Consider the following 12,588-nt stretch of genomic DNA (forward strand, 5'->3'; position numbering starts at 1 on the left):
GATTACGAATAGGTCACGGTGTAGGTGGCGACCGCGCTGGCATCACCCGCCGTGGCGTTGCCCAGTGGGGAGTAATATTTCGCGCTGAAGTTCAGGGTGTTCGCCCCCGCACGCAGGGGGATCGCTGCTGCCGGCTCACCCAGCCTGACGACGTTGCCCTGTTCGTCATAAAGACGGATAGCGACATGCTGCGCCGAGCCCGCGCCGCCGTTTACTCCCGCGGCCAGGCTATTGACATCGGTACTGTCCGGCGTACCGGTGAAGGTGATAGCCACGGTCGTTGCGGCGATGGGGTTATTTTCCGTGGACGCGGAGGTATCGGCGATTTCGCAATCTTCCAGGGTGATGGAGAAGGCTTTTGCGGTACTGGCTTCACTGCCTGCGGCAGCCAGCGTGGCGGTACGCACTTCCCCCATGTCGACGTCGATATTGGCGCTACCGGCGCTGATGGCACAGGCGGAGGTCACCACTTTACCGCTGAAGTTAACCGTGCCGCCGCTGGTGGTGGCGGCCAGTGCTGAGCCCGCTGGCAGCAGGGCGGCAATGCTTAATGCCAGCAGAGAATGGCAAGTAAGGCGTGCTTTCATTTCATAATTCCTTGATTTTTTTATTACGAGATTTGCTCTGAAAGCGGCAGGTCTAACTGGTTAAAAAGACCAGCAAATCTGTCTTATTCCTGAGCCCGAGTTTCCTTATCGCTGAGCTTTTTAAGGCGCTCACGCGGCGATAAGAAAGTTTCTCCAGTTCTGCGATGTAACGTATATCCAGTCCGTTCCTGAGTTCCTTTAATACCCTCCTTTCTCCAGGCGTTAGCGATAACGCCGCTGGCTGCTTTTGGGGCCGATAATGGCTATCGACCATTTTTGCTAGCTTTATCCGCCACTGATAAACCGTGTTCTGTAGCGAGATATAGGCATCAATATCTTCCCGGACCCATAACAGGGAATGGGCAGAGGTTGAGTACAGGCAGATCATCACTTCAGGGTGCGTGGCTTTGATTTTTTTTAAATATTTCAGTGAGTCATACCCTGTATGGTATTTCTCTGCGCCGGATATAAATAAGATATCGACACGAATCGACGACAGCGCCTTATCCAGTTGCTGATAACCTCCTTCGATGATAATGATGTGAAGGTCGTCGCGGATGCTGCTTATTAATGTTTTAATGCCGTTTCTTGCATAATGATCGCCGCCCATCAGTGCAACAGTTATATGCTGTGTTATTTGGCTATTGTTCGTCATGTTATTCCTCGATTTATAATAGTAATCAGGCGAATTATTTATAAGGTTATCGCCAGTATTCTCGAAGCAATGACGTATTGCATAGTGTAGGCCTACTATACGTCGGCCAATAAAGAGGTAATCTGAATTAATCTAAAATTGTATTAATTACTAAGATCGAGACCGGTTACGACGCTTCCCTCTGATTGGTCTTATTCCGCTTCGCTTTCTGTAAATTATGATAGCTTCTATTTTTAATGAAAATTTAGCTTTGATAAATGTTTTGTAAGGAGTTTGTCGTCTGGTGTCAGTGCGGGTGTGAAGTTGCTGACGGGGAATAACAATTTACGAATGTTATCATCGATAAAAACTGATAGAACGGTGGCTGAAAAGCATACAAAAACCATATAAGTTATTGATATTGTTCTGGTTGAGAAAAGTTAAGGCTTAAGGGTGCTGAATATTTCAGACACGCATGTCCGTGGCGTACAATGTTTTTTTATGTAGGTATTTGTCAATGTCAAGAGGCGAGGAGTGCGCCAAAAGGTGAGGCTCTGATAAATGAGATGCTGCCGGTAGTGAGATACTTCTGTGGAGCGGAAATTCACTTCACAAAACATCAGAATGAGGATGATCGCGGATGAAGTGGCTCTGCAAGCCGCATTCTACAAGGGTTGAGTTCTTATGCAGGTTCAGTGAAGCTTAAGGGATGAAATATAAATTAAGATTTTTCGCCAATGGCGAAGATATACAGCATGCCGTTAATCAGTCACATTAATCCCGACGTGAATGTCATCCCATACATGCGGTGACCCAGGTTCAACATCTGTTAACCGGAGAATTCATACTGCCCCTATGCATAAGCATTACATTATAAATAATATCGTCGAATTTCATCCTGCGGCCAGCACGTTACGTGATATCAACAATCCTGACCGTGTGGTTGTGTTAAATTCGCCAGCAGGCCGATGCCTGTTGTTATTAATCGACAGAGCGGGGTCGATTGTCACTCAGCAAGAGTTCCTTGATATTGTCTGGCAAAGCCGCGGCATGCTTGTCTCCTCCAATACCTATTACCAGAACATCTCCATCCTGCGCAAAGGGCTCAAAAAGATTGGTTTTGAAACTGACCCTATCGTTACCATTCCGCGGATTGGGTTGACGCTGGCAAGCGACACGCAAATAACCGTCAGAGAGTCTTCACCTGTCGCGCCTCAACCCGCAGAGGAACAATGTGTGGAGGCGCCAGCGATCGAGGAGGTCTCTGCATCCTCCGCGCCAGCAACGCCCGTTGCCAGGAAGCCCACGCGCTGGCTGGCTGTCGTCATGGGGCTATTGATCGTCCTGGCCGGGGCAGGCGTGACGGGATATATGAACGCCACAGAAAACCGTTTTGTTGAGGATTACCGTTTTGCAGCATCCGTCGGGGCCTGTCGCGTTTATCTTGCGAACGACATTCAGACTCACGCTGAACGCGCTTCCGCGCTGACCTATGTGGAACAATTCAAGGCTGAATGCGCGCAATATCCCTGGGTTTACATCAGCTGGTACGCTCTGCTTCCTCGTGCGTCGGTTATTCGCTGCGACCGGCCAATGAAAGAACCGAACCGCTGTATATCTGATTATTTCCTGAAGGATAGCTAGCATGACTCGTTTTCGGCAGATGCTGTATATCATCGTGACGGGCCTCGTCACCGCAGGCGTGCTGACGGGCTATTACCTGTGGCACCGAACTTACGTTCAGCCTTTTTCATGCCAGGCTAATCTGGTCCAGCACCATCCGGATGAGACGCTGACGGTCTGGCTGAATTACACCTTCGACGGGAAATTCGGCACCCTGAGCATGAATGGCCGGGCAAAGAGCGATCCGGGTAAAACCATCGACAGGAAAATTTCCTTTCGGGTGGAGAGGCAAGATCATCTCTATTTGCTGACGTCAGAAAAAAATATGACGTTCCCGGACGATAATGTTGACGACAGCTGGCTGGAAAAATATGAACCGCAATTTTTTGTCTATCCGGGCAAGAGTATTTATATGCGGATCAATGAACAACATAATGGTAACTATATCTTTACCTTAGGAACATTACCGACATATGTGTGTCGTGGTTCAAAAAAAGAATGATATAAACGAGAAAAACATTATATTTTCCTCCCTTCTCATTTATGCTTGATTTAAAATATCAGGATTATCTTAGAAATATAAAGTGCGACAGATCATGTTGCGATAATGTAATTAATTTTAAATTTGGCAAGTAAATGAAAAGTGTATTTGACTCCTCCGATAGGGGGAAATCAGTACCGGAAAAGTGTCTGCATATTGGGTTGATATTATGGCCCCGTTATTCACTCCTGGCCGTCTCCGGATTGCTGGAGGCGCTGCGTTATGCAGCGAAAGCTCAGGATAAATTAGCATTTAAAATCAGCCTGATAAGTGAATTTCCTGATATCCCGATTATCAGCAATGCGGGGATTATCATGAGACCGGATTCCACCCATGCGCCGCCGGACAGTTTTAACTACCTTGCTGTTATCGGCGGTGAATTGCAGTATCTGGACTTAGGGTATCAGGGGGATAAAGCGTATCTGGCACATGCCCACCATGCCGGGGTTCCGCTCATTGGCATTGGCACCGGCAGTTTTGTCCTCGCACAGGAAGGATTGCTGAATGAACGACGAGCGTCCATCCATCCTTTCCACCTTGATGCATTTCGGCAGGCTTTCCCGCTGGTTTATGCTGAGCAAGGGTATGATTTCATCGACGATGGCGATGTGCTGACCTGCCCGGGCGGTATTTCCACCCTGACGCTGGCAACTGAGCTTATCCGCGCCCATGCCGGGGATGATATCGCCAGCACCACCTGCCAGCGTTTGTCGCTCGTTCCGCATGAAATTGCCACCCCACGTCCGGCGAATCTTGCGCTTATCCCTGACTCGCGGTTGCGCCGCGCCGTCATGCTGATTGAACAGTTCCTGACCCGGCCGCTCACCACCGCCGGGCTTGCGCGAGAAGTGGCATTGAGTGAACGCCAGCTCAACCGTCTGTTCCACGCAGAATTCGGCAAAACGGCCCGCGAATTTATCCGCAGCGCCAGGCTGCGCTATGCTTGCTGGCTGCTGAAGAACTCGCAGCAAAGCGTGACGGATATTGCGCAGCGGATGGGATTCAGCGACTGCGCGCACTTTATTCGTCATTTCCAGACGGAGTATGGTTGTACGCCTGGCGTGTGGCGCACGTCGCAGAGCTGAATATCATTACATTGCTGCCCTGAAACTTTACTCAACCGGAATATCACCATGAAAATAGAAGCCGCACACCCCTCGCAATTTGAACGCCTCGTCGCAGTCTGGGAGTCGTCAGTTCGCGCCACGCACCGCTTTTTGCAGGAAAGCGATATCGCGGCGCTGCGTCCGTTATTGCTCAACGCATATTTGCCTAATCTCAGGGTTGTGATTGCCCGGGATGACGTGGGTATTATTCACGGCTTTTTGGGCGTGGATAAAAATCGCATTGAAATGCTGTTTGTGGATGATGCGAGCCGGGGGAGGGGTATTGGGAAAATGCTGCTGCAATATGCCATTGCAGAATTCGGCGTAAATGAAGTGGATGTGAACGAGCAGAATCCGCAGGGGGTGGCGTTTTATCGTCATATGGGGTTTGAGCAGGTCGGGCGCTCGGCACTGGACGGGCAGGGGAATCCGTTTCCGCTGTTGCATATGCGGTTGAGTGGACAGGCTTAACGCCCTCTTCTGTAAAAGAGGGAGCCTGCAAGCTAGTTACTGGTTATTTGCCCGATAATTACGCCGCGCAATTTTCCGCCATCAAAGTAATAAGAGACGGTATTGTTCTGAACAAATCCATCCTGTACAGGTGTCTCCTGATAAAGCAGGATCTTTTTTCTGTTGCCGATTGCTTTTTTGCCGAACAATTCAACTAAATCCCCGTGAGTGGCATTTAACAATGGAACGCCAGAGACTGAGACACTGACTCGTTCCGTTGTATTCACACACTCTTTATGGATGCCATCCCTGGATATGGCTAGCGCAGTTAACAGCCCTGCACCCATTTCGTTATCTGAAATGAACCAATAATTGGTGCCATCGTCGTCATGAAGGCAGATCCAGTGCGCGGAGCTGTCTTTCTCCACGTATGTACTGAAAATCTGAGACAGATGAGTAACTTCCATCTGAACCGTTTTCTTGCCGATCGTGATGGTCGGGGAAAGGGGCACTATGGTTGAAATTTCCGTCAGCGAGCCGTCTTCATCGTAATACTGTGTTGCGAAGCCGGTCATTTCAGATGCTGAGACGTGCGAACTGACTGCAACGAGTAATGGCAATGAACAAATTAAACGCTTCATTTGACAATCAACACCGTATCGTTGCTTTTCCAGATGCTTCTTCTCGCACTCAAAGGAGCAATAATGCAGCCCTCTGAAGAGTCATCAGGGTGCAAACTGCTTTTGCCATGAATTTTAAATGAGTCTCTGCCACATATATCATTTGTCGAGTAGGGCGTGAGGCTGAGGGTATATTTTCCTGTGTGGGCAGAATTATGAGGGGAACCAATTGTGTATTTCCCTCGAGGTAGAGGCCCACTGTTTTTTACACATTCTTGAGATGGATCGTTTTTGTAACCACTTGCTCCTGCATAATCTGCATCGAACTGATAAACACCATCAAGATAAAATTTGTGCTCTTTTACATTATATTCCCAGGACATACTTTCTCCTTAAGCGCGTTCCTTCCAGGTATCAGAATGAATGATGTTTCCATCTATGTAATGCCATGTTATTTTTTCATATGTTAGATCTACATATTCACAATGTGTATAGCGTTCGTTTTGCGGTAGTTTAATGTCAAACATGAGTGGTTCAATTTGAACTACTCTTGCATTTTCTAAAGTTGTCTTAAAGTAAGCCTCTTCGAGCCCGTTATAGTTGATCCTGTAAAATATAAATTCTGCTCTTGTTAGTGTTTGTCCAGTGCTCAAGGCCTTGTATAGATATGAGGATGAGGAATCAATCTCTTTCATGAATGCATAGGTGCTACTAATACGTTTTGAAGTGATTTTTCCGGAGTGCTTATCAATAGGTTGTTCGATTGAGTGCATAAATTCAATAACTTCTATTGAGCCTTCGCGATCTTTTACATCGACAGAGCCTTTAATTCTCCGGCCTGCATCGTCCTCAAGCCATAAGTAAACAGGTATAGCCATCTCAATCTCCTTTTATAGACTGAGGGAAACTACTCTTCATTATGGATTTAAATTGTGACATTTATTTCAAAATAGAAAATAAAATAAAATATGGAAGTGGGACTTAAAATTGCTCTTTGCGATGTATAAGTTTCTCAAATATATTTCCAAAAATTATAACATTGAATTATGATTTCGTTGCCATCGTAAGATAAATGCTAAGTAAAAATAGCATCAGGTATTGAAATGATGAATGTCATCAAATATTGAACTTGTAAGTTAGCATTACATGTTGGGTTCGATTGCTTTTTGGATGTTATGGAAGAAATCTGGCATTCTATATTGTTTTTTATGTTGGCTGCATGCCCAGCAGCCAACTTGATAACAGCGGGAACGGTTATGATAATTGCAGGCTCGCCAGCGTGTTCTCGATCTGGCATAACTTTGCTTTAGTGCGTTTGTAATCGTCCAGAATCCTTTGCTCCTGCTCGTTATACGCTACCAGAACGATGCACCCTTTCATGACCTTTACCGTGACCTGCTGTCCGGTATCAAAACCCGCCGCGCGCAGCCACTTGCCGGAAAGGATGATTTTTGGCGTAGATTTGTCGTAAACATTCGGGCGGTATCCCACAATTAACGAACGCTCGGTTCCGGATTGGTCGGTGTCTGGGGTAGAATGCGAATCAGCCATAATCAACTCCTTGATAGTTGGTGAGGTTAGACGCCCTTTAGTGCTCCAACACTGCTGGGCGTTGTCAAAATTCCGAATCCATGTGGTAGGTACCACGTGCGAATAAATTAACCGAAGTGGTACCTACCATGCAAGAGAAAAAGAAACCAAATTTTGACCGCACTAAGAGCACGATGAAGAACATACGTTTCGAGGATGAGCTTTTGGAGCAGATCGAGAAGGCGGCGGGGAAAGGGAATTTTAGTAAATGGGTGAAGGAGGCTTGTAGGTTAAGATTATTATCTAGCCAAAGAGAGTAGTAAATATGGAAATATTAATTGATGAATCAGGTTCATTTACTCCTGAAAGTGAACTAGAAAATTCTTGGAGTGTAGTTGCTGCTTATATTTGTCCGGAAACTGAAAAAAGGAAATATAGGAATGCCCTCAATAATTTAAAAAAAAGGAATGGTTTGGGCAGACAAGAGATAAAATTAGTTAACATTAGTGAAAGTAACTATATTTTGTTTCTTCAAGAAATTTCGCAGCTGAACGGTAGTCTTTTTTGTGTTGTAACAGACTCATATTATAATAATAAAAGCTTTATCGAAAATCATAAAGATACGCATGTGAAAACCATAGTAAATAGTATTGAGCAGATGCGTTATCACGAGGGAAAACTTGCTCAACATTTGATGGCAAAAGAATTATTGTCTGTATCTCTCCCACTTTATATTCAGTTGATGTGCCAAATAAGATTAGTGCATACAATAATCTCCCAATCTGTAAATTACTATGCACAACGACAACCACAGACGTTAAAAAAATTCAAATGGCGTTTAGATCAAAAACAGCCGTCTCACAAAACTAAGTATGAGTTGATATTTGAAAAATTTTCACCAGCTTTGTTGCAAATGTATACCCTTGAAAACCCTTTAGGTATAGTGAATGGTTTTAACTATAAATATATGAGAGAGTTTATTTATAATGAAGGAGAGATACCTAATTATCTGATCGAGAAAAAAACATCCTTAGCTAATAGCCGCGCTTTTAACATCCAAAAAATATTACGGGATGACATTAGCTATGAGGATTCAATGAAAAATGACGGTTTGCAAGTTATAGATCTTTTGGCTTCTGGTATGCGTAAGCTTTTAAAAATGAGATTTGCAGATAATACTTTAATAGCCAATCTACTCGGCAGTCTCATGATACAGCAGCAATATAATAATCCGCCCATAGACATAATTGTTTTCGATGAAAAATCTGCTGCTTTAAGAAAAGAATTAGATGAGCTTGTAAAAATATTAATTAAAAACTCAAAACGAATGATACGTTGAAGTAGGTAAAATATTTGGCGGAAGATCACAGGAGTCGAACCTGCCCGGGAACGCTGGCGCCCCCAACTGGATTTGAAGTCCAGCCACCTCACCGGAGATGACGATCTTCCGCGCCTGCATTGCTACATGGAGGCGGGGCGCATTATAGCTACTTTCAGGCATTTACCACATACCCCACACCACTTTTTTCACCTCTCTTTTGACCTTAACCCCCCGGTTTCAGCTAATTCTTAAGAAAATCCTCAGGTTAGCATTTCGTGCTCATCAACTTTTATCCCGATCACAAAAAACAAGAAACGTAATCTCTTAACCAGAAAACGCAATACCCGCTCCTGAAACAATGGTTTAAAACCAATGCAACCGGTCTCAGCGCCCCCTACAGCGTGAAGGATAAAAATATGAGCGAAGTACTGTCAGTAAAAGAGAAGATTGGCTACGGCATGGGAGACGCCGCCAGCCATATCATTTTTGATAACGTCATGCTTTATATGATGTTTTTCTACACCGATATTTTTGGTATTCCCGCCGGGTTTGTCGGCACCATGTTCCTGCTGGCCCGCGCGCTGGATGCGATCTCCGACCCGTGCATGGGGCTGATTGCCGACCGCACCCGCAGCCGCTGGGGCAAGTTCCGTCCATGGATTTTATTCGGCGCTATCCCGTTCGGCATCGTCTGCGTGCTGGCGTATACCACGCCGGACCTGAGCCTCAACGGCAAAATGGTTTACGCCGCCATCACCTACACGCTGCTGACCCTGCTCTATACCGTGGTCAACATCCCGTACTGCGCGCTGGGCGGCGTGATCACCAACGACCCGACGCAGCGTATCTCCCTTCAGTCGTGGCGCTTTGTGCTGGCGACGGCGGGCGGCATGCTCTCCACGGTGCTGATGATGCCGCTGGTGAACCTGATTGGCGGCGACGATAAAGCGTTCGGCTTCCAGGGCGGGATCGCCGTGCTGTCGGTGGTCGCGTTCCTGATGCTGGCGTTCTGCTTCTTTACCACCAAAGAGCGCATCCAGGTGCCGCCGAGCACCACCTCCATGCGGGAAGATCTGCGCGACATCTGGCAAAACGACCAGTGGCGTATCGTCGGCGTGCTCACCATCCTCAACATTCTCGCCGTCTGCGTGCGCGGCGGCGCGATGATGTACTACTGCACCTGGATCATGGGCTCGCCGGAGGTGTTCGTCGCCTTCCTCACCACCTACTGCGTCGGTAACCTGATCGGCTCCGCGCTGGCGAAACCGCTCACCGACTGGAAGTGCAAGGTGAGCATCTTCTGGTGGACCAACGCCGCGCTGGCGGTGGTCAGCGTGGCGATGTTCTTCGTGCCGATGCATGCCACCGTGCTGATATTCGGCTTCATCTTCGTTATCGGCGTGCTGCACCAGCTGGTGACGCCGATTCAGTGGGTAATGATGTCCGATACCGTCGACTACGGCGAATGGACCAACGGCAAACGTCTGACCGGCATCAGCTTTGCGGGCACGCTGTTCGTGCTGAAGCTCGGCCTGGCGCTGGGCGGGGCGATGATCGGCTGGATGCTGGCAGGCGGCGGCTACGACGCGGCGGCCAAAACCCAGAACAGCGCGACCATCAGCATCATTATCGGCCTGTTTACCCTGGCCCCGGCGATCTGCTACGTGCTGAGCGCCATCATCGCCAAACGCTACTACACGCTGAAAACCCCCTTCCTGACCAAAATCCTGCGCGAGCTGGCGCAGAGTGCGCGCCGCAATCAGCAGGAGTTTGAAAACCTGCCGGTCAGCAAAGAATTGCAGAACTAAGAGGACGAAAGCATGAAAATCAGTGATGGAAACTGGCTTATTCAACCGGGCCTTAACGTGACGTATCCGGTTCAGGTGTTCGACGTGGAGCAGCAGGGCAATGACCTGGTGGTGTACGTCGCGCCGCGTGACGTGCGCGAACGCACCTGGCAGCTCGACACGTTGATGTTCACGGTGCGCCTGTTTGCCCCGCAGGAGGGGATTGTCGGGGTGCGCATTGAGCACTTCCAGGGTGCGCTGAATAACGGCCCGCACTATCCGCTGAACGTTCTGAAAGACGTGAAGGTCGGGATTGAAAACAACGCCGAATTTGCCGAGCTGAAAAGCGGCAGTGTCAGCGTGCGCGTTACCAAAGGCGAGTTCTGGGCGCTGGATTTCCTGCGCAACGGCCAGCGCATTACCGGCAGCCAGCTGAAAAACAACGGCTACGTGCAGGACAGCAACACCGATCGCAACTATGTGTTTGAACGTCTGGATCTGGGCGTGGGGGAAACGGTCTACGGCCTGGGCGAGCGCTTTACCGCCCTGGTGCGCAACGGTCAGACGGTCGAAACCTGGAACCGCGACGGGGGCACCAGCACCGAGCAATCCTACAAAAACATCCCGTTCTACCTGACCAACCGCGGCTACGGCGTGCTGGTGAATCACCCGGAAAACGTCTCGTTTGAAGTCGGCTCCGAAAAAGTGTCCAAAGTGCAGTTCAGCGTGGAAGAGGAGTATCTGGAGTACTTCGTGATCGACGGCCCGACGCCGAAAGAAGTGCTGAACCGCTATACCCGCTTCACTGGCCGTCCGGCGCTGCCGCCTGCGTGGTCGTTCGGCCTGTGGCTCACCACCTCGTTCACCACCAACTACGACGAAGCCACGGTGAACAGCTTTATCGACGGCATGGCCGAGCGCGACCTGCCGCTGCACGTCTTCCACTTCGACTGCTTCTGGATGAAGGCCTTCCAGTGGTGCGACTTCGAGTGGGACCCGGTGACCTTCCCGGATCCGGAAGGGATGATCCGCCGCCTGAAAGAGAAAGGGCTGAAGGTCTGCGTGTGGATCAACCCGTATATCGGCCAGAAATCCCCGATCTTCCGGGAGCTGAAAGAGAAGGGCTATCTGCTCAAGCGTCCGGACGGCTCCCTCTGGCAGTGGGACAAATGGCAGCCGGGGCTGGCGATCTACGACTTCACCAACCCGGACGCGTGCAGGTGGTATGCGGACAAACTGAAAGGCCTGGTGGAGATCGGCGTCGACTGCTTCAAGACCGATTTCGGCGAGCGTATCCCGACGGACGTCCAGTGGTTTGACGGGTCCGATCCGCAGAAGATGCACAACCATTACGCCTACATCTACAACGAACTGGTGTGGAACGTGCTGAAAGAGACGGTGGGAGAAGAAGAGGCGGTGCTGTTTGCCCGCTCCGCGTCCGTGGGGGCGCAACAGTTCCCGGTACACTGGGGCGGCGACTGCTACGCCAACTATGAATCGATGGCCGAAAGCCTGCGCGGCGGGCTGTCGATTGGCCTGTCCGGCTTCGGGTTCTGGAGCCACGATATCGGCGGGTTCGAAAACACCGCTCCGGCGCACGTCTACAAACGCTGGTGCGCGTTCGGGCTGTTCTCCAGCCACAGCCGCCTGCACGGCAGCAAATCCTACCGCGTGCCGTGGGCGTACGATGACGAGTCCTGCGATGTGGTGCGCCACTTCACGCAGCTGAAATGCCAGCTGATGCCGTACCTGTATCGTCAGGCGGCTCTGGCGCGTGAGTTCGGCACGCCGATGCTGCGGGCGATGATGCTGGAGTTCCCGGACGATCCGGCGTGTGACTATCTTGACCGTCAGTACATGCTGGGGGATTCAATGATGGTGGCGCCGGTGTTCTCCGAGGCGGGCGATGTGCAGTTTTACCTGCCGGAAGGGCGCTGGACGCACCTGTGGCACAACGACGAAATCGAGGGTAGCCGCTGGCATAAGCAGCAGCACGATTTCATGAGCCTGCCGGTCTATGTGCGCGACAACACGCTGCTGGCGCTCGGCAATAATAACCAGAAGCCGGACTATGCGTGGCACGAGGGGACGGCCTTCCAGCTTTTCAACCTGAGCGATGGCGCAACGGCGGTGAGTGAAGTGCCTGCGGCGGACGGTTCCGTGTTGTTTACGCTGAAGGCGTCACGTCAGGGCGACGTCGTGACCTTTACCGGCACGGGAGATGCGCAAAACTGGTCGGTGTGCTTGCGCAACGTGCAGAAGGTCGGCGGCGTAAAAGGCGGTTCACATGCGGGCAGCGAGTGGGGTGTGGTGGTGAAAGCCGAGGGGGATGAGGTGGTGGTTCACCTCTGAGCTGGAAAAATGCCCGGTGGCGCTTCGCTTACCGGGC

General features: G+C 49.9%; 14 protein-coding genes and 1 tRNA gene. 8 read left to right on the forward strand and 7 right to left on the reverse strand.

Translation table 11 applies throughout. The annotated features are described in order from the left end of the window. Positions 1-2: 2 nt before the first annotated feature. Positions 3-587 (reverse strand): fimbrial protein, encoded by a 585-nt coding sequence (locus RY075_RS00505; protein WP_023315123.1) that lies wholly within the window; start codon positions 585-587, stop codon positions 3-5. A 52-nt stretch (positions 588-639) separates the two neighbouring features. Further along, complete coding sequence (locus tag RY075_RS00510; RefSeq protein ID WP_233132388.1) at positions 640-1,242, reverse strand: LuxR C-terminal-related transcriptional regulator; 603 nt, start codon at positions 1,240-1,242, stop codon at positions 640-642. 954 nt (positions 1,243-2,196) lie between these two features. On the opposite strand from RY075_RS00510, the gene RY075_RS00515 reads away from it, so the two are divergent. From RY075_RS00515 to RY075_RS00530, 4 genes are all read left to right on the forward strand, one after another. Next, positions 2,197-2,865: a winged helix-turn-helix domain-containing protein gene (locus RY075_RS00515; RefSeq protein ID WP_230053720.1), complete on the forward strand. Its 669-nt coding sequence runs from the start codon at positions 2,197-2,199 to the stop codon at positions 2,863-2,865. A gap of 1 nt (position 2,866) precedes the next feature. After that, positions 2,867-3,346 carry a hypothetical protein gene (locus RY075_RS00520; protein ID WP_017693981.1) on the forward strand — a complete coding sequence of 160 codons (480 nt, stop codon included), beginning with the start codon at positions 2,867-2,869 and terminating at the stop codon, positions 3,344-3,346. A gap of 353 nt (positions 3,347-3,699) precedes the next feature. Next, positions 3,700-4,470, forward strand: coding sequence for a helix-turn-helix domain-containing protein (locus tag RY075_RS00525; protein WP_263740538.1), 771 nt, complete (start codon positions 3,700-3,702; stop codon positions 4,468-4,470). Positions 4,471-4,518: 48 nt separating this feature from the next. Then, complete coding sequence (locus tag RY075_RS00530) at positions 4,519-4,962, forward strand: GNAT family N-acetyltransferase (protein ID WP_045346041.1); 444 nt, start codon at positions 4,519-4,521, stop codon at positions 4,960-4,962. Positions 4,963-4,994: 32 nt separating this feature from the next. Here the strand turns inward: RY075_RS00530 and RY075_RS00535 are convergent, their stop codons facing one another. The 4 genes from RY075_RS00535 to RY075_RS00550 all read right to left on the reverse strand — a co-directional run bounded on the left by RY075_RS00535 (position 4,995) and on the right by RY075_RS00550 (position 7,112). After that, entirely contained in the window at positions 4,995-5,582 is a 588-nt protein-coding gene (locus tag RY075_RS00535; RefSeq protein ID WP_232967476.1) for a hypothetical protein, read from the reverse strand. Continuing rightward, a complete protein-coding gene (locus RY075_RS00540) occupies positions 5,579-5,944 on the reverse strand; it encodes a tlde1 domain-containing protein (RefSeq protein WP_075262539.1) in 366 nt (121 codons plus the stop codon). The genes RY075_RS00535 and RY075_RS00540 overlap by 4 nt, the downstream gene beginning before the upstream one ends. A 9-nt stretch (positions 5,945-5,953) precedes the next feature. Then, positions 5,954-6,439, reverse strand: coding sequence for a type VI secretion system tube protein TssD (tssD, locus tag RY075_RS00545; RefSeq protein WP_048209847.1), 486 nt, complete (start codon positions 6,437-6,439; stop codon positions 5,954-5,956). A gap of 376 nt (positions 6,440-6,815) precedes the next feature. After that, entirely contained in the window at positions 6,816-7,112 is a 297-nt protein-coding gene (locus RY075_RS00550; protein WP_023323949.1) for a SymE family type I addiction module toxin, read from the reverse strand. A gap of 128 nt (positions 7,113-7,240) precedes the next feature. On the opposite strand from RY075_RS00550, the gene RY075_RS00555 reads away from it, so the two are divergent. After that, the gene (locus RY075_RS00555) at positions 7,241-7,411 is read left to right on the forward strand and encodes a YlcI/YnfO family protein (protein WP_065186978.1); all 171 of its coding nucleotides are present in this window, start codon (positions 7,241-7,243) and stop codon (positions 7,409-7,411) included. A gap of 5 nt (positions 7,412-7,416) precedes the next feature. Further along, positions 7,417-8,430 (forward strand): DUF3800 domain-containing protein, encoded by a 1,014-nt coding sequence (locus RY075_RS00560; RefSeq protein ID WP_023323950.1) that lies wholly within the window; start codon positions 7,417-7,419, stop codon positions 8,428-8,430. Between the two features lie 15 nt (positions 8,431-8,445). Here the strand turns inward: RY075_RS00560 and RY075_RS00565 are convergent. After that, positions 8,446-8,540 (reverse strand) — tRNA-Sec (locus RY075_RS00565). Between the two features lie 288 nt (positions 8,541-8,828). On the opposite strand from RY075_RS00565, the gene RY075_RS00570 reads away from it, so the two are divergent. Then, a complete protein-coding gene (locus RY075_RS00570; RefSeq protein ID WP_338627980.1) occupies positions 8,829-10,220 on the forward strand; it encodes a glycoside-pentoside-hexuronide family transporter in 1,392 nt (463 codons plus the stop codon). 12 nt (positions 10,221-10,232) lie between these two features. Next, positions 10,233-12,551 carry an alpha-xylosidase gene (gene yicI, locus RY075_RS00575; RefSeq protein ID WP_232967479.1) on the forward strand — a complete coding sequence of 773 codons (2,319 nt, stop codon included), beginning with the start codon at positions 10,233-10,235 and terminating at the stop codon, positions 12,549-12,551. The last annotated feature ends 37 nt before the right edge of the window (positions 12,552-12,588 follow it).

Origin of the sequence: Enterobacter sp. JJBC, assembly GCF_036936505.1 — a bacterium.
In the GTDB taxonomy this organism is placed as follows: Bacteria; Pseudomonadota; Gammaproteobacteria; order Enterobacterales; family Enterobacteriaceae; genus Enterobacter; species Enterobacter hormaechei_C.